This is a genomic window from Sulfuritalea sp. (assembly GCF_017302275.1).
Classification (GTDB): domain Bacteria; phylum Pseudomonadota; class Gammaproteobacteria; order Burkholderiales; family Rhodocyclaceae; genus Sulfuritalea.
The window spans coordinates 58218-79873 of sequence record NZ_JAFLDR010000004.1 but is presented as its reverse complement, the minus strand read 5'-3'; the positions used below and the strand labels follow the sequence as shown (position 1 = coordinate 79873).

General features: G+C 66.3%; 26 protein-coding genes. 16 read left to right on the top strand and 10 right to left on the bottom strand.

Annotated features, from left to right (window positions below):
* Positions 1 to 2 precede the first annotated feature (2 nt).
* The 3 genes from J0M27_RS03365 (at position 3) to J0M27_RS03355 (ending at position 1946) form a co-directional block, all read left to right on the top strand.
* Entirely contained in the window at positions 3 to 1073 is a 1071-nt protein-coding gene (locus J0M27_RS03365) for an alkene reductase (protein ID WP_294987462.1), read from the top strand.
* 173 nt (positions 1074 to 1246) lie between these two features.
* Complete coding sequence (locus J0M27_RS03360) at positions 1247 to 1495, top strand: hypothetical protein (RefSeq protein WP_294987460.1); 249 nt, start codon at positions 1247 to 1249, stop codon at positions 1493 to 1495.
* Positions 1496 to 1514: 19 nt separating this feature from the next.
* A complete protein-coding gene (locus J0M27_RS03355) occupies positions 1515 to 1946 on the top strand; it encodes a PaaI family thioesterase (protein WP_294987458.1) in 432 nt (143 codons plus the stop codon).
* Positions 1947 to 1986: 40 nt separating this feature from the next.
* Here J0M27_RS03355 and J0M27_RS03350 read toward each other — a convergent pair whose 3' ends face one another.
* The gene (locus J0M27_RS03350; protein WP_294987456.1) at positions 1987 to 2457 is read right to left on the bottom strand and encodes a CreA family protein; all 471 of its coding nucleotides are present in this window, start codon (positions 2455 to 2457) and stop codon (positions 1987 to 1989) included.
* A 194-nt stretch (positions 2458 to 2651) separates the two neighbouring features.
* Here J0M27_RS03350 and J0M27_RS03345 point away from each other — a divergent pair, with 194 nt between their 5' ends.
* A complete protein-coding gene (locus J0M27_RS03345) occupies positions 2652 to 2984 on the top strand; it encodes a DUF3301 domain-containing protein (RefSeq protein ID WP_294987454.1) in 333 nt (110 codons plus the stop codon).
* Positions 2985 to 3009: 25 nt separating this feature from the next.
* Here J0M27_RS03345 and J0M27_RS03340 read toward each other — a convergent pair whose 3' ends face one another.
* Entirely contained in the window at positions 3010 to 3447 is a 438-nt protein-coding gene (locus J0M27_RS03340; RefSeq protein ID WP_294987452.1) for a bacteriohemerythrin, read from the bottom strand.
* Positions 3448 to 3639: 192 nt separating this feature from the next.
* Between J0M27_RS03340 and J0M27_RS03335 the strand changes: the two genes are divergently transcribed.
* Both J0M27_RS03335 and J0M27_RS03330 read left to right on the top strand, forming a co-directional pair.
* Complete coding sequence (locus J0M27_RS03335) at positions 3640 to 4221, top strand: thermonuclease family protein (protein ID WP_294987450.1); 582 nt, start codon at positions 3640 to 3642, stop codon at positions 4219 to 4221.
* Between the two features lie 87 nt (positions 4222 to 4308).
* Positions 4309 to 5943, top strand: a complete 1635-nt coding sequence (locus tag J0M27_RS03330; protein ID WP_294987448.1) for a protein adenylyltransferase SelO — start codon at positions 4309 to 4311, stop codon at positions 5941 to 5943.
* Positions 5944 to 6213: 270 nt separating this feature from the next.
* Here the strand turns inward: J0M27_RS03330 and J0M27_RS03325 are convergent, their stop codons facing one another.
* On the bottom strand, positions 6214 to 6399 hold the full coding sequence (locus J0M27_RS03325; protein ID WP_294987446.1) for a hypothetical protein: 186 nt from the start codon (positions 6397 to 6399) through the stop codon (positions 6214 to 6216).
* A gap of 131 nt (positions 6400 to 6530) precedes the next feature.
* On the opposite strand from J0M27_RS03325, the gene J0M27_RS03320 reads away from it, so the two are divergent.
* On the top strand, positions 6531 to 7082 hold the full coding sequence (locus J0M27_RS03320; protein WP_294987444.1) for a YaeQ family protein: 552 nt from the start codon (positions 6531 to 6533) through the stop codon (positions 7080 to 7082).
* A gap of 5 nt (positions 7083 to 7087) precedes the next feature.
* Here the strand turns inward: J0M27_RS03320 and J0M27_RS03315 are convergent, their stop codons facing one another.
* From J0M27_RS03315 to J0M27_RS03305, 3 genes are all read right to left on the bottom strand, one after another.
* Positions 7088 to 7579: a nucleoside 2-deoxyribosyltransferase gene (locus tag J0M27_RS03315; protein WP_294987433.1), complete on the bottom strand. Its 492-nt coding sequence runs from the start codon at positions 7577 to 7579 to the stop codon at positions 7088 to 7090.
* Entirely contained in the window at positions 7572 to 8027 is a 456-nt protein-coding gene (locus J0M27_RS03310) for an ankyrin repeat domain-containing protein (protein WP_294987431.1), read from the bottom strand. The genes J0M27_RS03315 and J0M27_RS03310 overlap by 8 nt, the downstream gene beginning before the upstream one ends.
* A 168-nt stretch (positions 8028 to 8195) precedes the next feature.
* Complete coding sequence (locus J0M27_RS03305; protein WP_294987429.1) at positions 8196 to 8861, bottom strand: dienelactone hydrolase family protein; 666 nt, start codon at positions 8859 to 8861, stop codon at positions 8196 to 8198.
* A gap of 107 nt (positions 8862 to 8968) precedes the next feature.
* Between J0M27_RS03305 and dapC the strand changes: the two genes are divergently transcribed.
* The 5 genes from dapC (at position 8969) to prmB (ending at position 14529) form a co-directional block, all read left to right on the top strand.
* Complete coding sequence (dapC, locus tag J0M27_RS03300; protein WP_294987592.1) at positions 8969 to 10162, top strand: succinyldiaminopimelate transaminase; 1194 nt, start codon at positions 8969 to 8971, stop codon at positions 10160 to 10162.
* An 11-nt stretch (positions 10163 to 10173) separates the two neighbouring features.
* Positions 10174 to 10992, top strand: coding sequence for a 2,3,4,5-tetrahydropyridine-2,6-dicarboxylate N-succinyltransferase (dapD, locus tag J0M27_RS03295; protein ID WP_294987427.1), 819 nt, complete (start codon positions 10174 to 10176; stop codon positions 10990 to 10992).
* Positions 10993 to 11009: 17 nt separating this feature from the next.
* A complete protein-coding gene (locus J0M27_RS03290; RefSeq protein WP_294987425.1) occupies positions 11010 to 12194 on the top strand; it encodes a PilT/PilU family type 4a pilus ATPase in 1185 nt (394 codons plus the stop codon).
* 145 nt (positions 12195 to 12339) lie between these two features.
* The gene (dapE, locus tag J0M27_RS03285; RefSeq protein WP_294987423.1) at positions 12340 to 13521 is read left to right on the top strand and encodes a succinyl-diaminopimelate desuccinylase; all 1182 of its coding nucleotides are present in this window, start codon (positions 12340 to 12342) and stop codon (positions 13519 to 13521) included.
* Positions 13522 to 13626: 105 nt separating this feature from the next.
* Positions 13627 to 14529 (top strand): 50S ribosomal protein L3 N(5)-glutamine methyltransferase, encoded by a 903-nt coding sequence (gene prmB, locus J0M27_RS03280; RefSeq protein WP_294987421.1) that lies wholly within the window; start codon positions 13627 to 13629, stop codon positions 14527 to 14529.
* Positions 14530 to 14568: 39 nt separating this feature from the next.
* Here the strand turns inward: prmB and J0M27_RS03275 are convergent, their stop codons facing one another.
* Together J0M27_RS03275 and J0M27_RS03270 are read right to left on the bottom strand one after the other, a co-directional pair.
* Entirely contained in the window at positions 14569 to 15195 is a 627-nt protein-coding gene (locus J0M27_RS03275) for a class I SAM-dependent methyltransferase (RefSeq protein WP_294987419.1), read from the bottom strand.
* A gap of 136 nt (positions 15196 to 15331) precedes the next feature.
* Positions 15332 to 16303 carry a hypothetical protein gene (locus J0M27_RS03270; protein ID WP_294987416.1) on the bottom strand — a complete coding sequence of 324 codons (972 nt, stop codon included), beginning with the start codon at positions 16301 to 16303 and terminating at the stop codon, positions 15332 to 15334.
* 237 nt (positions 16304 to 16540) lie between these two features.
* Between J0M27_RS03270 and J0M27_RS03265 the strand changes: the two genes are divergently transcribed.
* The 4 genes from J0M27_RS03265 to J0M27_RS03250 all read left to right on the top strand — a co-directional run bounded on the left by J0M27_RS03265 (position 16541) and on the right by J0M27_RS03250 (position 19280).
* Complete coding sequence (locus tag J0M27_RS03265) at positions 16541 to 17362, top strand: PEP-CTERM sorting domain-containing protein (RefSeq protein WP_294987414.1); 822 nt, start codon at positions 16541 to 16543, stop codon at positions 17360 to 17362.
* A 277-nt stretch (positions 17363 to 17639) separates the two neighbouring features.
* Positions 17640 to 17894, top strand: coding sequence for a type II toxin-antitoxin system prevent-host-death family antitoxin (locus tag J0M27_RS03260; protein ID WP_294987412.1), 255 nt, complete (start codon positions 17640 to 17642; stop codon positions 17892 to 17894).
* Positions 17894 to 18316, top strand: coding sequence for a type II toxin-antitoxin system VapC family toxin (locus J0M27_RS03255; RefSeq protein WP_294987410.1), 423 nt, complete (start codon positions 17894 to 17896; stop codon positions 18314 to 18316). Before J0M27_RS03260 ends, J0M27_RS03255 begins: the two co-directional genes overlap by 1 nt.
* Before the next feature lie 400 nt (positions 18317 to 18716).
* Positions 18717 to 19280, top strand: a complete 564-nt coding sequence (locus tag J0M27_RS03250; protein ID WP_294987408.1) for an HNH endonuclease signature motif containing protein — start codon at positions 18717 to 18719, stop codon at positions 19278 to 19280.
* Between the two features lie 137 nt (positions 19281 to 19417).
* On the opposite strand, the gene J0M27_RS03245 is transcribed toward J0M27_RS03250, so the two are convergent.
* Together J0M27_RS03245 and J0M27_RS03240 are read right to left on the bottom strand one after the other, a co-directional pair.
* On the bottom strand, positions 19418 to 19885 hold the full coding sequence (locus J0M27_RS03245; RefSeq protein ID WP_294987406.1) for a pyridoxamine 5'-phosphate oxidase family protein: 468 nt from the start codon (positions 19883 to 19885) through the stop codon (positions 19418 to 19420).
* Positions 19885 to 21627, bottom strand: coding sequence for a sigma-54-dependent Fis family transcriptional regulator (locus tag J0M27_RS03240; RefSeq protein WP_294987404.1), 1743 nt, complete (start codon positions 21625 to 21627; stop codon positions 19885 to 19887). Before J0M27_RS03240 ends, J0M27_RS03245 begins: the two co-directional genes overlap by 1 nt.
* Positions 21628 to 21656: the final 29 nt, after the last annotated feature.

Genomic DNA, 21656 nt, shown 5'->3' with positions numbered 1-21656 from the left:
CCATGACGAGCTTGTTCGATCCCCTGCGCCTCGGCGCCCTAACCGCCCCCAACCGCATCTTCATGGCCCCGCTGACGCGCTGCCGCGCCGGCGAGGAGCACGTCGCCAACGCCCTGATGGCAGAGCACTACGCGCAGCGCGCCAGCGCCGGCCTGCTGATCGCCGAGGCGACCATGGCCGTGGAGGGCAACTCGGCCTTCTGGCGCGAACCCGGCATCTACGGCCCGGCGCAGGTCGCCGGCTGGAAGCTGGTAACGGACGCGGTGCATGCCGCCGGCGGGCGCATCTTCCTGCAGATCTGGCACGGCGGCCGCGCCTGTCATCCGCTGCTGAACGGCGGCAAGCAACCGGTCAGCGCCAGCGCGCTGGCGATCACCAACGACACCGTGCATACGCCGCAGGGCAAACAGCCCTACGTCGTGCCGCGCGTGCTCGACGACGCCGAAATCCCCGGCATCGTCGCCGGCTTCCGCGCGGCCGCCGACAACGCCAGGGCGGCCGGCTTCGACGGCGTCGAGGTGCATGGCGCCAATGGCTACCTGCTCGACCAGTTCCTGCGCGACGGCAGCAACCGGCGCAGCGGCCCCTATGGCGGAGCGCTGGAGAACCGAGCGCGGCTGATGCTGGAAGTGATCGCCGCAGTGAGCGAGGTCTGGGGTTCCGACCGCGTTGGCCTGCGCATCTCGCCGCTCAACAGCTACAACGACATGATCGACAGCGACCCGGTCGGGCTCGCCACCTGGCTGGCGACGCGGCTCAACGACTGCAAGCTGGCCTACCTGCACCTGATGCGCGGCGATTTCTTCGGCAGGCAGAAAGGCGACGTGCTGACCCCGGTGCGCGCCGCCTACCGGGGCGTACTGGTCGGCAACATGGGCTACACCCCGGCCGAGGGCGAGGCCGCAGTCGCCGCGGGCAAACTCGACGCCATCGCCTTCGGCACCGCCTTCCTCGCCAACCCGGACCTGCCGGCGCGGATCAAGGCCGGCGCGGCGCTCAACGCCGTCGACCCGGCCACCTTTTACAGCCCCGGCCCCAAGGGCTACACGGACTATCCGGCCCTGCCCGCCTGAAGCCTGGTGGAAAGTCGGCGCTGGCGGCACGGCACTGCGCAATGCCGTGTCACCGGCGCCGACTTTTCCAGAGGGTGCCTCGCCCACCTCGCTTCCCGACGTCAACATGGCTCGCCGGCCAGACCGGAACATGTCCTAGAATCGGTAGCCAGATTCCATTGCCGGATATCGCCGTGATTCAAAAACTCATCGCCGCGACCGCCCCTTCGCTTGCGCTCGCCTTCGCCGCCTGTGCCGCCACGCCGGGCACGCTGCGCGAGGCGCGCCTGGAGCTCGGGAACATGCTCGGCGCCAACCGCATCCCGCTGATCCTGCTGATCGCCGCGCAGGGCCCTGTGCTGGCCAAGCACTACGACGCCAAGGACTGGGACAGCCCTGCGACGTGGCCGATGATCGTCCGGGCCTTCGGCAGCAAGCTGTAATCCGGAAAAGGACACCGCCATGGGCAAGCTGCGCGACGACGTCACCATCGAAGTGCTGAACCGGCGCGGCGGCGAATACCTGCCCGGCTATCTCGGCATCGAGATGCTGGAACTGCTGGAAAACTCGCTGCGCAGCCGCATGCCGGTGAAGAAGCTGCATTTCGCGCCGAACGATTTCCTCCATGCGGCCAGCATCGTGGCGCTGGCCGACACGACCTGCGGCTACGCCACCATGGCCCACCTGCCCAAGGGCGCGCAGTCCTTCACCACCATCGAACTGAAGAGCAACCACCTCGGCACCGTGTCGGAAGGCAGCATCGCCTGCCTGGCCACCGCCCAGCACCTCGGCCGCAACACCCAGGTATGGGATGCCGTGGTCACCGACGAGGCGAACGGCAAGAAGATCGCGCTGTTCCGCTGCACGCAGATGGTCCTTTGGCCGAAAGGCTGAGCGGCAAGCGAGGCTGACCGGCGGCGCCCGGCTGCAGCGCCTAGCGCCCGCCCCAGGGCATCACCGGCACCGTCGAAATGCTGCTCGCCGGCGCGCCCTCGATCAGCTTGCGGCTGATCGCGAGGTAGACCAGGACGCGGTTCTTCTCGTCCCACAGGCGCACCACCCGGGTTTCCTTGAACAGGATGGAGGTGTCCTCGGCGAATACCGTCTCGTCCTTGCCCAGCTTCTCCGGCAGGACGATCGGCCCGGTCTGGCGGCAGGCCAGGGAGAACTCCGACGGGTCCTGCGCCAGGCCGAAGCTTCCGGCGACACCCCCGGTACGCGCCTGGCTGACGTGGCAGGTGACGCCCGGCACCTTCGGATCGTGGAAGGCTTCGACGCAGATCCGGTGGTTGGAGCCGATCAGCTTCCAGGCCGTCGTCACGCAAGCGACCTGTTCCGCCCGCACGCCTGCCGCACAAAACAGCAGCAACGCCAGGGATGCCACCCGATGCCATGGGATTTCCATTTTTCGCTCCGAACTGTTGGTCGCCCCGTCCGCCGGCCGAGGCGGTGGGCCGGCGCAGTCTACCTGCTCGCGCCGCGATTCAAGGACGCCGTGTCGCCAGCGACCGAAGGAAGCCCCTGTGGGGTGCCGAATTTTCTGGCGAATCGACGGCACGGCCCGGAGCGCAAGCAGCGCGCGACAGGTAAGATCGGCACATGCCCACCTTTGAGATCATCAGCTTCGTGGTACTCGGCGCGCTGGCCTGGTTGTGGTTCGACAGCATCCACGTGCGCGAAATCGGCGTGCGCGCCGCGAAGGCCGCCTGCGATGCCGAAAACCTGCAACTGCTGGACGACACGGTGTCGATCAGCAGCCTGCGCCTGGCCCGCGACGACGACGGCCGCCTGCTGCTGCGCCGCGCCTACGCCTTCGACTATAGCGATACCGGCGACGATCGATGCCGCGGCAGCGTGGTCCTGCTCGGGTCGCACGTGATCGTGGTAAATGTCGGGCGGCGCGAAGCACCGCACCTGACCCTGCTGCACTGAAGCGCCATGGCCGCGCGGCTTCGCCTCAGAAATGGGCGAACATGTTGTGCGGCGCCTCGGTCCCCATCCGCTTGTGGATTTCCATCGCCATCTTGCGGTCCGCCCACTGGATGTGCTGCTTCAGCCAGGCGGTAAGAAAGGCCAGCACCTCGTCGGCGGCGGCGTCACTGCCGGCGACGCTGTGGCGGCGGAACTCGCCGAGGCGTTCGACAAACACCGCGTGGGCGGCAAGATGCTCGTCCTGGTGCGCGGCATCGACGCCCGCGTCGCGCATCAGTTTCTCTTCCAGCGCAAAATGGTCACGGACGTAGTCGCCCAGCTCGTTCAGCACCCGTTCCAGCATCTCGCCGCGACCGGCCTTCGCCGCGTCCAGGCGATTGACCAGCGCGTACAGTTCTTGATGCTGGCGATCCACTTCCGGCAGACCGGTGTAACAATCCACACCCCACTGAATCAGCGCCATGCGCCCCGCCTCCCCGTTCGTTTCCAAAGTCACCGCCGCGCCGCGGGATTTCGCAATCCCGGCCGCATCGGCGTGGGCACGGAGTATCCCGCAGCTGCCACGACCGCGTCAATCGCGATCGACCGCCAGGGCGGACCGCCTTTGGTAGCATGGCTGCCCGCCGTCGCGTGCGGCGCCTGGAGCGATCCCGCCATGATCGATGTTCGGTCGGTGTTCCGCCGCTGCCTGCCGTGGCTGGTCCTGGCAGGCCTGCTCGCCGCGCCCGTGGCGCGGTGCGAAACCTTCCAGGCCACCGTGGTCGAGGTGGCTCGCGGCGACATCGTCGTCGTCGAGGACGCGCTCAAGACCCGCCATACCGTTCGTCTCGCCGGCATCGATGCGCCCGACCTGAAGCAGGCCTTCGGCAAGGAATCGCGCCAGGGCCTGAGCGACCTGCTGCTCGGCCGGCGCATCGCGGTCGAACGCCGCAAGCAGGACACCTATGGCCGCACCGTCGGCCGCGTCACGGTTGCGCCGGCGGGCTGCGCGACATGCCCGCCGACGCGCGACGCCGCGCTGTTGCAACTGGAAGCGGGCCTCGCCTGGTGGTTCCGCGACGAGCGCCGTGAGCAACCGCTGGCTGAACAGGGCTACTACGAATATGCCGAATTCGACGCCCGCAACCGGCGCCTCGGGCTATGGCGGGACGCAGCGCCGGTCCCGCCCTGGCAGTGGCGCAAACGAGAAAACAAGCCATATATCACCAGGCTGCCACCCCACTGTGCGCAAGGTTGATATTCGACCGGTGCACGGGTAAAAACGCCGTGTCGCCGGCGCCGACTTTTGGTTGGCCACCTTCCGGCCCACTCCCGGCACCGCACCATGAACGACATCCCGCGTCACCCATCCGGCATTGCCCCGCTGCTCGACCTCTGCGACCCCGCGCTGGCGGAACGCTTCGACAACCGCTTCGTGCGCGAACTGCCGGCCGATCCGCTGCGGCGCGACGTTCCGCGCCCGGTGCGCAATGCCTGCTACAGCCACGTCGAACCTGCGCCGGTCGCGGCACCCCGATTGCTGGCCTGGAGCGATGCCGTGGGCGCCCTGCTCGGCCTTGCCCGCCCGGCCTCGGCAACCGCACCCAGCGTCGACGTCCTTGCCGGCAATCTCGTGCTGCCGGGCATGCAGCCCTATGCCGCACGCTATGGCGGCCACCAGTTCGGCAACTGGGCCGGCCAGCTCGGCGACGGCCGAGCCACGACGCTGGCGGAACTGCGCGGCGCCGACGGCCGCCATCACGAACTGCAGCTCAAGGGCGCCGGCCGCACGCCCTATTCGCGCCATGCAGACGGGCGCGCGGTGCTGCGTTCCTCCTTGCGCGAATTCCTCTGCAGCGAAGCCATGCACCACCTCGGCGTACCCACCACACGCGCGCTGTCGCTGGTCGCCACGGGCGAGCCGGTCGAGCGCGACATGTTCTACGACGGCAACGCGAAGGACGAACCGGGCGCCATCGTCTGCCGCGTCGCGCCCTCCTTCCTGCGTTTCGGCAATTTCCAGATCCACGGCGCCCACGACGAAACGGACGAACTTCGACGCCTGGCGGACCACACGATCGCCACGCACTTCCCCACGCTCGGCGCGCCCTCGCCCGAGGTGTACGCGCACTGGTACGCCGAGGTCTGCCGCCGCACCGCGCGCATGGTGGCGGAATGGATGCGCGTCGGCTTCGTGCACGGCGTGATGAACACCGACAACATGTCGATCCTCGGCCTCACCATCGATTACGGACCCTACGGCTGGCTCGAACGCTACGATCCGGAGTGGACGCCGAACACCACCGACGCCCAGATGCGGCGCTACTGCTTCGGCCGCCAGCCCGCGATCGCGCAATGGAACCTGATCCGCCTGGCCGAGGCCCTGCTGCCGCTGATCCCGAAGCACACCGACCTCGAAGCCGGCCTGCGCGAATTCAACCGCACCTTCGCCATGGCCTCGAACCGCATCACCGCCGACAAGCTGGGCCTGCTCGCCATCGACGAAAGCGATGCCGCCCTGCTCGACGACCTGGAGAACCTGCTGCCGCAGGCGTCCATCGACATGACGCTGTTCTACCGCCGGCTGGCCGACCTGCCCCTTGATGGCCCTGCGGCGGACAGCGACGGCGAGTCCCTGCTGGCGCCGCTGCGCGACGCCTTCTATGCGGGCGACGAAGCCGGCGCGCGCCTGCTGCCCTGGCTGCGCCGCTACCTCGACCGCGTGCGGCGCGACGGGGAGCCGGCGGCCGCGCGGCGTACCCGGATGAATCACGCCAACCCGAAGTACGTGCCGCGCAACTACCTGGCCCAACTCGCCATCGATGCGGCTGAACAGGGCGACACCTCGGTCCTCGAGCGCCTGATGAAGGTGCTCGAACACCCCTGCGATGAGCAGCCGGAACACGAGGAACTGGCCGCGCGCCAGCCCGAATGGGCGCGCAACAAGGCCGGCTGCTCGGCGCTGTCGTGCAGTTCCTGATGATCCGTCCTGGTTTTCGCAGGCAGTGAACGGCAAAAAGCCTGTTTCGGCAATATCGTCAAAACAGGCTTTTTGCTTGTCGCTTTAGCGAATTTGTCATGCGCCCGCAAGCTGAAATTCAAATGGCGCGACCCAATCGGGCTGAAGTCAGAGAGACTTCCGGGTGCAGCGAAGAACGATGGAATGGCAAGTGTTGTTCAGCGCTAAGTTCCTCCTTGAAATGCCTTCAAGTCGAACGCAGCTTCAATGTATGCCCTCGTGCGGCGAAAGTCAAATTTCGATCAGCGAGCGGCACAGGTCGAGGATGGCGCGGGCGGTGACGAAGCCTGCGTCGCGATAGGGGTTGTATTCGACGCTCTCCAGCGCCAGCAGGCGTTCGTCGCCGTCGGCCAGTGTCAGCGCTGCGGCCAGTTCGGCGCCCGCCAGGTCGTCGAGAAAGTGCAGGGCACGCCGCATTTCCGAGCGTCCTGGGAGTGTGGAAGGCCCGCCCCGTAGCCGCAGGCGACGCCGATGACCCGTATCCTGCGCTACGCAGTTCCCCAGGCTCCGATCTGTAGTCTAATGTGGCGCCGTTTCGCGCTGCCACCATGGCCCTCAAGTCGACAATCTACAAGGTCGAGCTGCAAATCGCCGACCTCGAACGCAACTACTTCCAGACCCACGCGCTGACGGTCGCCCGCCATCCCTCGGAAACCGACGAGCGCATGATGGTGCGCGTGCTGGCCTTCGCCATGCATGCCGACGAGGCGCTGGTGTTCGGCAAGGGCCTCTCCTCGGAAGACGAACCCGACGTCTGGCGCAAGGACCTGACCGGCGCCATCGAACTCTGGATCGACGTCGGACTGCCCGACGAAAAGCGCGTCCGTCGCGCCTGCGGACGATCGGACAAGGTCGTGGTCCTGACCTACGGCGGTCGCGTCGCCGACATGTGGTGGCAGCAGAACCAGGCCGCGCTGCGGCGCCAGGACAAGCTGACGGTGATCAACCTCGCCGCCGGGGACACGCGCGCGCTGGCGGCGCTGGCCGAGCGCGGCATGCAGGTGCAATGCACGCTGCAGGACGGCGAGCTATGGCTGATCGTCGATGGAGAAAGCACCCGCATCGTGCCGGAAGTACGGATGGCCCCTGCGACGGATTGATGCCGTCACGGCTCCTGACCCGACGCTGATCGCTCCAGCGCCGCAAGCGCCACCGCGATTCCGCCCTGTACCAGTTGCAGCGGCACCGCCAACATCAGGTTGCGGGGCAGTCCGAAGTCTTCCACGGCATTGCCCGCACCATCCCGGTAACGGCCATCGGCCCCCGGCCCGCTGGCGCCCAGCCGCTCGCGCAGGGGGCGCAGGTCTTCGGCGTAGCCGATCACCGGCTTGCCCAGCGCGAGCGCATAGCCGATTTCGACGCAGGTGCCGGAATCGGGTTCGTCGCCGCGGAACGGGTTGAGGTTGGCCAGCACGACATCGGCCTCGGCAATCAGAAGCAGGTTGTTGCGGTAGATGTCGCCGGCGGTCGCGCCGGCGGCGTCGAGCGGGACCAGTGCCCGATGGCCGCATTCGTGGCAGCGGGCGACGGCGTGTGCGGCCCACGCGGCGGCGTCCGGACGAAACACGTCGGGCCCGGCCAGATACAGTTTACTCAAGCGCTTCCTGCCCGAGCAGGATCAGTTCGCGAATGCCGCCCGGGGTTCCCGGTAGCTGGGCGATATCGACCACGGTCAAACCGTCCACGCGCGTGACATCCATGTCGGCGCCCACCGCCAGCAGCAGCTCCACCGGCGCGGCGTGGCCGTGCAGCACGGCCGTGATCAGCGCCGTGTTGCCGTCCTCGTCCTGGGCATCGACCTCGCAACCGGCGCTGACCAACGTCGCCGCGATGCTGTCATGCCCGCCGGCCGCCGCCGCATGCAGCGGACGTTCCCGTTTCGGGCCGAGCACCTCGACGTTGCTGCCGGCCTCGCACATCACCTTCACCGCGGCCAGGCAGCCGAGCTTGGCGGCGACGTAGAGTGGCGGCCCGTCGCGCGCCAGCAGCGCTTCTGTCAAGCTGATGTTCACCCAGTCGGCGGGCGTCAGTTCGGGGGTCGGCACGTTATCAACGGAAAACTGTAGATCGGGTCGCCGGTGATATCGAGCGCAGCGAGCCGATTGGTAACCCCCCGCGAGGGGGGCGAAGGGGGGCGGGCCGAATTTGCCCGCGCATGACGGGACAAGGGTGGGAGCGTTTCATGGTTCGACGATGGCTTTCAAAGGCACGGGTCAGCCCAGATGCTTGGCGAGAAAGGCTGCCATGCGCTCCCAGGCCTGGTTGGCGCAGGCCGCGTCATAGACTTCGCCGCGCCGCTCGTTGAAGAAGGCATGATCGGCTTCGTAGCGGTACAGTTCTGGAGGATTGCCGGCGGCGCGCATGGCCGCGTCCAGCGCGTCGGCCGCGGCCGGCGTGCACCAGTCGTCCTTGCTGGCGAAGTGACCCTGGAAGGGAATGCGGATGTTGGCCGGGTCGGCAAACTCTTTCGGTGGGATGCCATAGAAGCATACCGCCGCCGCGATGTTCGGCACATGCACCGCCGCCCCGATGGTCAGCGCGCCGCCCATGCAGAAGCCCATGGTCGCGACCTTGCCACCCATGCCTTTCAGGTGCTCGACCGCGCCGCGGATGTCCTGGTGCGTGGCGCCGGGAAAATCGAGGCCGTTCATCAGGTGGCTGGCCTCATCGGGCTGCTGCGTGACGCGGCCCTGAAACAGGTCGGGCGCCAGCGCGTTGTAGCCGGCACGGGCGAAGCGATCGGCGATGCCGCAGATCTGGTCGTTGAGCCCCCACCATTCCTGGATCACCACCACGCCGGGGCGGCCCTGCCCCGCACTCGCCAGGTAGCCGCGGCAGGCGCTGCCGTCCGGGCGCTTGAAATCGATCATTTGTCCCATGTCATCCTCCGTCCTGTTGATCAGGCGGCAATTTACCGGAAATCCGCCGCCATCGATGCGGGGGCCGCCTCGTATAATGCGGCCTAGCCCAATTTGCCATGACAGACGTGAATCCCGACCTCGACCGCCTGCAGCCCTATCCCTTCGAAAAGCTGCGCCACTTGTTCGCCGCCGTACCGCCGGCGCCGACTTTCAAGGAAATCAAGCTGTCCATCGGCGAACCGCAGCATCCGACGCCGCCCTTCATCCAGCGCGCGCTGGCCGACAACCTCGCAGGACTGGCCAACTATCCCACTACCCAGGGCGGCGATGCGCTGCGCCAGGCTATTGCCGCCTGGGTCGCGCGCCGCTATGCCGTGCCGGCGCCCGACTTCTCGACGCAGGTGGTCCCGGTCAATGGCTCGCGCGAGGCGCTGTTCGCTTTCGCCCAGACCGTGATCGACCGCAACGGCGGAGCGGCGAAGGTGGTCTGCCCCAACCCCTTCTACCAGATCTACGAAGGCGCGGCCCTGCTCGCCGGCGCCCAGCCGGTGTTTCTCAATACCGTGCCGCACAACAACTTCGCCATGGACTGGAGCGAGCTGCCCGCGGCCACCTGGCGCGACGTGCAACTGGTGTATGTCTGCACCCCGGCCAACCCGACCGGCAAGGTGATGGACCTGGCCGCGTGGAAGGCATTGTTCGAACTTTCCGATCGCCACGGCTTCGTCATCGCCTCCGATGAGTGCTATTCCGAGATTCATTTCGACGAGGCCAAGCCGCCGCTGGGCGGGCTGACCGCCGCCGCGCAACTGGGACGTGCCGAATACCGCAATCTGGTGATCTTCTCCAGCCTGTCGAAGCGCTCCAACGTGCCCGGCCTGCGCTCCGGCTTCGTCGCCGGCGACGCGGCGATCATGAAGAAATTCCTGCTCTACCGTACCTACCACGGCAGCGCCATGAACCCGGCGGTGCAGGCGGCCAGCATCGCCGCCTGGAACGACGAGGCCCACGTGCGCGACAACCGCCGCATGTACGCCGAGAAGTTTCACGAGGTGACGCCGCTGGTCGCGCGCCACCTCGACTGCCAGATCCCCGACGCGGGCTTCTACCTGTGGGCGAAAACGCCGATACCCGATACCGATTTCGCGCGCGAGCTGCTGCGCCGTAAGAACGTCGTGGTGCTGCCCGGCAGCTACCTTGCGCGCGAGGCCAATGGCATCAACCCGGGCGCCGACTTCATCCGCATCGCACTGGTCGCCAGCCACGAGGAATGCCTCGAAGCGGCGCGGCGCATCAACGATTTCTGTCAATCTCTTTGAAGGATTCCAGCATGAACGAACTGCAGCAAACCATCGAGCAGGCCTGGGAAGACCGTGCCAGCCTGAGCCCCGGCAAGGCGCCCGCCCGCATCGGTGACGCCGTGGCCCACGTCCTCGGCGAACTGGACGCCGGCACGCTGCGCGTCGCGGAGAAGATCGACGGCGCCTGGACCACGCACCAGTGGATCAAGAAAGCCGTGCTGCTCTCCTTCCGCCTCGAGGACAACGTGCTGATGGACGGCGGCCCGATGCGCTACTTCGACAAGGTGCCGACCAAGTTCGCCAACTACGACACGCATTCCTTCCAGAAGGGCGGCTTCCGCGTGGTGCCGCCGGCCGTGGCGCGGCGCGGCAGCTTCATCGCGAAAAACGTGGTGCTGATGCCCAGCTTCGTGAATATCGGCGCCTACGTCGATGAAGGCACCATGGTCGACGCCTGGGCCACCGTCGGCTCCTGCGCGCAGATCGGCAAGAACGTGCACCTGTCCGGCGGCGTCGGCATCGGTGGCGTGCTGGAGCCGCTGCAGGCCAACCCGACCATCATCGGCGACAACTGCTTCGTCGGCGCCCGCTCGGAAGTGGTCGAGGGCGTCATCGTCGAGGACAACTGCGTGATCTCGATGGGCGTGTATATCGGCCAGAGCACGAAGATCTACGACCGCGCCACGGGCGAAGTCATGTATGGTCGCATTCCGGAGGGCTCGGTCGTGGTCAGCGGTAACCTGCCGTCGGCCGACGGCAGGTACAGCCTGTATTGCGCCGTCATCGTCAAGCGCGTCGATGCGCAGACGCGGGCCAAGACCGGCATCAACGAACTGCTGCGCGACTAAAACCGGGAGACCGCACCATGGGCACGATGGACAGACTGTTTCACTTGATGGCCGAGAAGAAGGCCTCGGACCTGTTTCTATCGGTCGGCGCCCCGATCACCATCAAGCTGCTGGGCAACTCGGTGCCGATCAATCCGGCCATCCTCGATGCCGCGACGGTGAGGAACCTGCTCGCCGAAGTGCTCAGCGCGGACCAGATGGCGGAGTTCGATCGCGAAAAGGAACTGCAGACGCGCGTCGTGGCGCCCGACGTCGGCGTTTTCCGGCTCTCCTGCTTCTTCCAGCGCGGCACGCCGGCACTGGTGGCGCGCTATATCCCGGTGGACATTCCGAAATTCGAGACCCTCGGCCTGCCACCCGTCCTCAAGGACGTCATCATGGAAAAGCGTGGCCTGATCCTGATGGTCGGTGCCACCGGTTCCGGCAAATCGACGACGCTGACGTCGATGATCGACCACCGCAACGAGACCGCCTCTGGCCATATCCTGACGCTGGAGGATCCGCTGGAGTTCCTTTTCAAGAACAAGAAGTCCATCGTCAACCAGCGCGAAGTCGGCACCGACACCAAGGCCTACCAGATCGCGCTGAAAAACGCGCTGCGCCAGGCCCCCGACGTGATCTTCATCGGCGAGATCCGCGACAAGGACACCATGAGCCAGGCCATCGCCTACGCACAATCCGGCCACCTTTGCCTCGCGACGCTGCATGCCAACAACAGCTACCACGCGATGAGCCGGATCATCAGCTTCTACCCGCTGGAGAACCGCCCCTCGCTGCTGGCCGACCTCGCGGTGACGCTCAAGTGCGTGATCTCGCAGCGCCTGTGCAAAAAGCCCGATGGCGGGCGCATCCCTGCCATCGAGGTGCTGCTCAATTCGCGCTACATCGCCGAACTGATCGAAAAGGGCGACCTTGCGGAAATCAAGGACGCCATGGAAAAGAGCATGGTGCCGGGCAGCCAGACCTTCGAGCAAAGCCTGTATTCGCTGTACAGCACCGGCGTCATCACCCTCGAAGAAGCCCTGGCCAACGCCGACTCGGCCAACAACCTGCAGCAGGTGATCAACAACGCGGCGGCACCGGGAGCGGCGGCGGCCGAGGGCGCCGGCGCACAAGCCGACAAGCCCGGCGCCGCACCCGACTACACCAAGTCCACCGCGCCCGGTTCCTTCAGCGATTTCAAGCTGGACATGGGCAGCTAGGATGTTGTGAAGGAATCGTCGCGAGCAGGCCGGAGAGCAAGGCGCGATTGAGCGAACGACGAGACATATCAAATGGATAGGCAAGGAGTGAGCGAATGAGCAACGCCGCAATACGGTCGCGCAGCAGATTCGTTCGCGACATCTGATGGAGGTGCTGGAAAAAGCGCGGGCGCTGATCGCGCGCCCGTCGGTCACGCCCGACGATGCCGGCTGCCTCGACCTGATCGCCTCGTGGCTGGTGCCGCTCGGGTTCAGCATCGAGCGCATCGATGCCGGCGGCGTGTCGAACCTCTGGGCGCGGCGCGACCCCGCTGGCAAACCCGCCGGTCGCCTGATCTGCTTCGCCGGCCACACCGACGTGGTGCCGACCGGACCGCTGGATCAATGGACCTCGCCGCCCTTCGAGCCGACCATACGTGACGGCTATCTCTACGGGCGCGGCGCGGCCGACATGAAGACCTCGATCGCCGCCTGCATCATCGGCATGGAACGGCTGATAAATCGCCGCGAGTTGGCAAACGCGGTCGGCGCCGGCTCTTTGGCATTGCTGCTCACCTCCGACGAGGAAGGCGACGCCATCGACGGCACGGTGCGCGTGGTGGAAGCGCTCAAGGCGCGCAACGAAACCATCGACTTCTGCATCGTCGGCGAGCCGACCTGCGTCGCCCGCCTCGGCGACACCATGAAAAACGGCCGCCGCGGTTCGCTCTCGGCGAAGCTTTCGGTGCGCGGGGTGCAAGGCCACGTTGCCTACCCGCAGCTGGTGAGGAACCCGGTGCACCTGGCGGCGCCGGCCCTGGCCGAACTCGCCGCCACCACCTGGGATGCCGGCAACGAGTATTTTCCGCCCACCAGCTTCCAGGTCTCAAACGCCCACGCCGGCACCGGCGCCGGCAACGTGGTGCCCGGCAGCTTCGTGATCGACTTCAACTTCCGCTTTTCCACCGCCAGTACGGTCGACGGCCTGCAAGCGCGCGTCCATGCCCTGCTCGAGCGCCACGGCCTCGACTACGAGATCGCCTGGACGCTGGGCGCCAGGCCCTTCCTGACCCCGCGCGGCGAACTTTGCATCGCGCTGGCGGCGGCCTCCGCCGAAGCCACCGGCGTCGCCACCGAACTGTCGACCACCGGCGGCACTTCGGATGGCCGCTTCATCGCCGATATCTGCCCGCAACTGGTGGAGTTCGGACCGGTCAATGCCAGCATCCACAAGATCGACGAACGCGTCGCGGTCGCCGACCTCGAACCGCTGGCGCGCATCTACGAACTCACGTTCGAGCGCCTGCTGTTCTCCCACGCCTCCCCCAATGACAAGAAAGCGATTTAATCGCCCCCACCCCCCAACCCCCGCCCGGGCGGGGGTGACTGTTAGCTCCCTGCGCTCGACAGCGACGGGTCGCTTCGTCCGCCACGCTGGAGGCCCTTCACGCCCATGATCAACAGCGCCACCGACGACTTGGTCACCATTCGCGACTGGCTGCGCTGGGCCGTCAGCCGCTTCAACGAAGCCGGGCTCAGCTACGGCCACGGCACCGAGAATGCCTGGGACGAGGCGGTCTGGCTGGTGCTGGCCACCCTGCACCTGCCGCGCGACACGCTCGAGCCCTGGCTCGACGCGCGACTGACCCACGGCGAACGCCTGGCGCTACTCGACATGCTGCAGCAGCGCGTAGCCCATCGCATGCCCACCGCCTACCTGCTGCATGAGGCCTGGCTCGGCGAGTTCCGCTTCTATGTCGACCAGCGCGTGATCGTGCCGCGCTCCTACTTCGCGGAACTCCTCGAAGACGGCTTCGCGCCCTGGATCGAGGATCCCGACGCGGTCGGCTCCGCGCTCGACCTGTGCACCGGCTCGGGCTGCCTCGCCGTGCTGATGGCCCACGCCTTCCCCAATGCCGCCATTGATGCCATCGACATCTCGCCGGACGCGCTGGTGGTGGCCTGCCGCAACATCGCCGACTACGGCCTCAACGAGCGCGTGAAGGCCATCGAATCCGACCTGTTCGCCGCCGTGCCCGGCAAGCGTTACGACCTGATCGTCTGTAACCCGCCCTACGTCACGGCGCAGGCGATGGACGCGCTGCCCGCGGAGTATCGCCACGAGCCTGCCTTGGCCCTGGCCGCCGGCCCCGACGGTCTCGACGTGGTACGCCGCATCCTCGCCGAAGCCGCCGCCCACCTGAATCCGGGCGGCGTGATCGCCATCGAGGTCGGCCACAACCAGAACCTGGTGACTGCCGCCTTCCCCGAGCTCAATGCCGTCTGGCTCGATACCGAGCACGCGACGGGCAAGATTTTTCTCGTCACCCGGGAAGACCTGCCCCCGGTGCCGTAGCGTCGGCGCCGACTTGCATTGCCCGCAATCCCCCGCCGCTCAGGGCTTGCGCGCAACCAGCCCGATCAGCGCCGAGCGCCCCTTGTGGCCAAAGCCCTCGACGATCTCGTCCTCGTACTCGACCAGTTCCTCGACGACCCAGTCGGCAAAGGCTGCGCGCAGGATGTCGGCGGTATAGAGGTTTTCGAGCACGCCGGGGCCGCCGGTGCCGTACTCGAGTTGCTTTGGGGTGTACCCCTGCAACAGGATGCGTCCGCCGCGGGCAGTCAGTTGCTTCATCGCCGCGAACTGCCGCGCGCGATCGACGGCGCCGGTGAACTGGATGAAGACGCCGATCACCCAGTCGAACAGGCCGTGCAGCGGCGCCGGCGGCCAGCCCGGCGCCAGCATGTCGACCAGCTCGAAACGGATATCGACGCCGCGCCCGGCGGCCAGCCGGCGCGCCTTTTCCACGGCGAAGGAGGATATCTCAACGGCGGTGACCTCCAGCCCCTGCTCCGCCAGCCAGACCGAATTGCGCCCCTCGCCATCGGCCACGCACAGGGCCGAGCGGCCATTGCGCAACAAGTCGGCGCGATGCGCCAGGAAGCGGTTCGGCTCGGTGCCGAACAGGTAGTCGTCGCCGGCATCGCGGTAGCGCGTATTCCAGCGGGTTTCCTGATTCATGGGAACGATTCCGTAGGTAGATGGAGGACGGATAGTACTGCGAGAGCCCCCGACCGCGCCCGCGCGCCGCAGCGCCTGCGGCCGGAGGAAGTCGTCTTGGTGGGGCACCGACTTTCCTGCGCCCGGACGCCGGAGCTCAATATTGCTGGCTGCGCAGGCGTTGCGCCTCGTTGTGGTTGCCGCGCGCCATCGCATCCTGGATCGCCTGTTGCCGGATCACCCGCGTCGCCGCCTGGGCTTCGGCATCGCGGCGCCGGATTTCCGCCAGCGTCCGCGCCTGTTCGGCCTGTACCCGACGCTGTTCCGCCTGCTCCGCACGCTGTTCCTGGCGCAGCGCCGATTCGAAGTTCTGCCGGTCCTGGCGCTGGATGGATTCCTGCACCATCCGTTCGCGCTGCTCGTTGGCCCGCTGCTGCTGCTCGATCGAGGCCTCGACCTGCATGGCACGGGTTTCGACCAGCCGCTCGGTGGCCTGGGCCTTGAGGCGAACCTCCTCCTTGTGCGCCTCGACTTCCTTCAGGCGCACTTCGCGTTCCGCCATGTCGCGGCTGTGGCCCTGCCACAGGTAGCCGGCGCCGAGCACCACCAGCCCAACCGCCAGCCACGCCTGCCAGCGGGCGCCGCGCGAGACGACCGGTTCGGGGTCGGCCATGTCGCTCGTCCGCGCGGCGGCGACGAAGCGGGTGCTCAACTGGCCCAGCAGGTTCCTGTCGAACTGCTCGCGCGCTTGCGGATTGCCGAGGATTTCCACCGCGTAGCGCGTTTCGGCATCGAGCGACGCCCCCGCATCGACCCGCAGCGCGATGGTCCGCGCGATCTCCGTGTCGCCCGCATCGGCCGGCACGCCCAGCACCGAGTACAGCGACTTGCGGTTTTGCAGCGCCAGTTGCCGGCGAATCTCCGCGCGCAGGCGGGCCAACTTGGCCTCGGGGGAATCCGGCTCCGGCTCCTTTGCCGCGAGGGCCGCCATGCGCCGCTGCACGTAGTGCGCCGCGGCCTTCTCGCCGTCGCCGCCGGCTTCCGCCAGCGCCCAGGTCCAAACCTCCAGGTCCTGCCGCCCGGTGCCGATCTCGTCCGCGATCTTCTTGAGTACCTTGCTTGTGTTCATGACATTGAATTCAGTGGAAACCTGATGGAAGGCCGCGCCGGCGGCGCACGCAATTTGAATGGCCGGAACTTATCAGGTCCGGCGCAGGAAAGCACCTGTCAGAAATGACAGGTTTTATAGAAGCCTCAAGTGATTCCGCCGAAAATCCCCTTTGGATAGCCCGAACGAACTATTGCGCCGGCACCCGCGCCGCCCTTAGACTCGGCGCCATCGGCCCCCTGCCCGAGGAGACACACGATGGCCCGATTCCGAATCCTGCGCACCGGCTGCGCCCTTGTCCCGATCCTGATCGCCGCGCCGGCGCTGGCCGGCCCGATCCCCGGCCAGGGCACCTGGGAATCCACCCTGCAGGCGCGCGACCTCACCGGCGACAACGTCGCCGATGCCTTCTACGACACCGTGCTCAACATCACCTGGCTGGCCGACGCCAATGCCAACCTGGCCAACGCCAACCAGGTGCCCTACGTCTACGCCGGCGGCAACCTGACCTGGGGCGCGGCGATGTCCTGGGCGGGAAACCTCGCCCTCGGCGGCTACACCGAATGGCGCCTGCCGAAGATGCTCGACACCGGAACGGCCGGCTGCAACTTCAGCTTCGCCGGCGGCACCGACTGTGGCCACAATTCCCTGACCAAGTCCGGCGCCACGGTGTATAGCGAACTGGCCCACCTGTTCCACGAAACGCTCGGCAATGTCGGCAAATACACCACCGCCGGCGCCGTGCGACCCGGCATCATGGGCATCGACTACGGCCTTACCAACACCGGCAACTTCAGCAACTTCGAAGACCTGATCACCCCGACCCTGGCGACCTACTACTGGTTCGGCCAGGAGTACGCGCCGAACACCGTCTATGCCTGGGCCTTCGTTCCCGCCGATGGCGGCCAGTTCATGTTCAGCAAGGTCGACCTGAGCGGCCAGCGGCTGGCGATCGCCGTCCATGAGGGTGACATCGGCGTTGCGGTCACCGCCGTGCCCGAACCAGAAACCTACGCCATGCTCCTCGCCGGCCTCGGCTTGGTCGGGCTGGCGCGACGGCGCCGGAGTTGCGCGCGATAGTTCGCCCCGCTCCACTAACGCGAGAGAGATCTAGGTCCGTTCGAATGAACGGGCCTTTTCTTTCCTGCTACCAGCAACGATCGCCGTACCGCCAGCGCCGACTTTTCGCCAAACTTGCCCAGGAAAACGCTGAGCAAGTCAAACCGTTCGGGCTGAGCCGTGAGCTTGTCGAACGGTCGAAGCCCTTGAATTGACTGGCTTGCGTTTCGACAAGCTCAACGCGAACGGCCTTAGTTTGTGGTAACGTACCTACATTCATTGGACAAGAGGTAAGGCCATGACCCTCACAACCCTTTCCAGCCGTGAATTCAACCAGGATGCAAGCAAAGCCAAAAAGGCTGCGAAGTCCGGCCCGGTCGTGATCACCGATCGCGGACGACCCGCTCACGTTCTTTTGAGCTTCGAAGACTACAAGCGCCTCACCCGTGGGCGCACCCGTATCGCCGACCTGCTGTCGATGACTGGCGTCGAAGACATCGATTTCGATGCCCCGAAGGCGCCCGACCTCGCACAAGCCGCCGACCTCGCCTGATGTACCTGCTCGACACGAATGTCGTTTCCGAACTGCGCAAGGTCCGTTCCGGCAAGGCCGCCCGCAATGTCGCCAAGTGGGCAGACAGCGTGGATGCGAATGAACTCTTCATTTCAGTCATCACGGTTCAGGAACTCGAAATTGGCCTCCTCCTCGTTGAGCGTCGCGACCCGAAACAGGGATCTCTGCTGCGCACCTGGGTCCACCGTCACGTGCTGCCCGCCTTCGACAACCGGATTCTTGCCGTCGATGTCGCAGTGGCTCTGCGCAGTGCCCAACTGCATATTCCCGATCCGCGTCCCGTGCGCGACGGGATGATTGCCGCTACCGCCCTCGTCCACGGCATGACCGTGGTGACCCGCAACACCGCCGACTTCGAACCCACCGGCGCCGCTACGCTGAATCCCTGGCTTTCGCGTTGACCGCCGGGCCGGGCGGAGTGGCATGTCATATGCTTACAATATCGAATGACCCCTTTGGTCAGACCTGTCCGGGGGAAAGTCGGCGCTGGCGGGACGGCGCCGCGGCGGCGGCGGGCACAGGGGCGACTTCTAGACCTGCCCATTCACCTAGCCGGTGCCTATGCTGGACGAGAACTTGCCGTTGGCGTACTCTGATTGCCTGTTTCGCAATCTGTCCCGGTCGCCAACTTTCCTTGCCCGATTCAAGCCCCACTATTCTGATCTAAGCGACTGATCCCAATCAGCACGCCTGCAGGTGCCGGATTTTTATTCGTCACTATTGATGAAAAGCTTCCCGTCATGATGGAAAGCATTCCGTCGATAGGCTTCCACATTTAACGTAGACCCCACGACAAACCCTATGCCACGCACACGTATTTCTGACACGGTTCGGGCCCTCGTGCTACTCGAAGCAGGGTATAAGTGCGCAAATCCAACTTGTCGACATATCCTCACGCTGGAGTTGCACCACATCGTGTGGGTCAAGGACGGTGGCCAGAACGATCAAAGCAATCTTCTAGCTCTATGCCCCAACTGTCACTCGCTGCACACCTACGGCCATATCCCTGAAGAGGCGATCCAGACCTGGAAGAGCCTGTTGGTCGCCCTCAACACCGCGAATCACGGAACGGCCGATTTACTCCTCGTCCTTGCTAGCGACGAGATGCGCACACGGGAGTCAAAACCAGGAAAGCTAAGTCTGCCGTTTCGCTTCACTGGGGACGGACTACCGGCACTTGCCGGCCTAATTACGTCGGGCATCATTCAAATATCTAAGCACTACTCGGGTGTCAACTCCTGGGGAAGTTCCATGCCTTCGTTCGAGGTAGAACTCACCGAGAAGGGCCGCACACTTGTTGCCGCTTGGCAGGCGGGCAGCGCAGTTGCCGGCAATATAGTTCAAGGGCCAGAAAGTGGGGCCTAACCTTGAGGTCGACCCCGTTCGCTTCGCTCTCTGTACGCTGCGCAATAATGCCGCGCAGCGCCGGTCACCTTCACGTTGAACTAAACCGCTGACGCGTTGATGGCGCGACTCCCCACCGGGAGAAACGCCCTACCCCCTCAGCCGCCCAGCCCGATTTCGTCCCGGTGCCCGAAGCCCTTGCTGTTGTCGATGAAGTACATGCGGCTGGGCGTGAGGCGGTACCAGTTCACGCGGGCGAAGGCTTCGACGATGGCGGGCGGCAGTTTGGCCAGCGGGCGGGCGATGGGGAACTTTTCGCCGTACTGACGGCGCGCCTCGGCTTCGTCGGCGCCGCCAAGGCGGGCGACCCGCCCTTCGAGCTGGATGCCCTTGATGCGCGGCCAGTCGCTGTAGTCTTCCTGGATGGTGGCGGCGCAGCGCGGGTCGGCGGCGAGGTCGCCGGCATGGCGCGACTTGGCCGAGGAAAGGAAGATTAGCGAGGCGCCGTCCCAGGCATAGAACACGGCGGCGGCCCAGGGGCCGGCGGCGCCCTGGGTGGCCAGCGTCATGACATGGTGCTCGGCGAGATAGGCTGCCGCGTCGGCCGGCAGCCGAGGCGCGGCCATCAGGACAGGCCGGCGCGCGGCGAATCGATGCCGTCGTAGGCCGGGACGCCGGCGTCCTTGCCTTCGTGCAGGCGCTTCAGGCGATACGCAATCTGCGGCCGGGTCAGGCCCAGCATTCGCGCCGCCGAGGAGAGGTTGCCGCGCGCCTTGTCCACGGCGGTTTCCAGCAGCATGGCCTCGACCTGGTCGAGCGTGAGCGATCCGTTGAACACGGCTTCGCGCAGGTCCTTGCCGGTTTCCCAGCAGTTGATGTCGACGTTGCCGGTGGAGCCGAGGCCGAACTCTTGCGGCTGAACGTCGCCGCAGGACATGAACAGGTGGCTGACCTCGATGCGGGTTCCGCTGGGGGCGAGAATTACGCCGCGCTCGACGGAATTCTGCAGTTCGCGGATGTTGCCCGGCCAGGGGTAGGAAAGCAGCGCGCGCTTGGCCTTGTCGGTGAAGCCGCGCAGCTTCTTGCCGTGGATGGCGGAGTGCTTGGCGAGGAAATGCTTGGCCAGCAGCGGGATGTCCTGCTTGCGCTCGCGCAGCGGCGGTATGACGATTTGGTAGGCGTTGAGGCGGTAGAACAGATCGGAGCGGAAGCGCCCTTCCTTGACCAGTTGTTGCAGGTTGGCATTGGTGGCGGCCACCACGCGCACGTTGATCTTGCGCGTCTTCTGGTCGCCCAGGCGCTCGATCTCGCCTTCCTGCAGCACGCGCAGCAGTTTGGCCTGGGCCGAGGCCGGCAGGTCGCCGATCTCGTCGAGGAACAGGGTGCCGCCGTCGGCGCGCTCGAAGCGTCCGGGTCGCGACACCAGCGCGCCGGTAAAGGCGCCCTTCTCGACGCCGAAGAGTTCGGATTCGACCAGTTCGTGCGGGATAGCGGCGCAATTGACGGCGACGAAAGACTTGTCGCGGCGCGCGCTCATCTCGTGCAGGCTGCGGGCGAAAACTTCCTTGCCGACGCCGGTTTCGCCGCGCAGCAGCACGCTGATGTGGCTGCCGGCGGCCTGCTTGAGCAGTTCGTAGGCGGCGCGAAATCCGGGCGAGGCGCCGGTGACGTCCTCCGGCATCTGGTCGCGGTCGCCGATCGAAGAGCGCAGTTGCACCACCTGGGTCTGCAGGTCGATCAACTGGTCGGCGATCGACTCGCCGTTGAAGTAGCGCATCTGCTCGGCGGCGTCGTCCCATTCCTCGGCGGGCTTGCCGACTATGCGGCAGTTGTTGTGGCCCATGCCGGTGCACTCGACCTCCTTGTAGAGGATGGTGCGCCCCATGAAGGCCGAGGTATAGCCACAGGCGTAGCCGATCTGGGTCCAGCACACCGGCTCGCTGTGGATACCGTAATGGTGGCGGTGCCACTGGCCTTCCCAGGAATGCTCCCAGAGGAACTCGGCGTGGAACTTGCCGGCATGGCGGTTGAGTTCGAGCGTGATCGGGGTGACGCGGACGATGCCTTCGAGGGTGTGCAGTTGCGGGCCGGTCATGAAGGCTTCGAGGTCGCTCGAATCCTCGGCGCGGGTGCGCGCCAGTTCGGCGTCGCGCACGCCGGAGGCGTAGCCCATGCGCGTCAGCAGGCCGCGCGCGCGTTCCATGCCCAGGGTGTCGATCAGTTCCTTGCGCAGGGTCGCCTGCGCCTCGGCATGCACCAGCAGCATGCGGTGTTCGTGCAGCCAGATCTGCCCGGTCTCGGCGCAGAAATGCACGCGGGCGCGCAGATCCTCGCTGGTGTTGCGTCCTACGCTGCGGAGTTTGGTCATAGCCTCGCTCTCCTCCTCGGCCGGCCCTT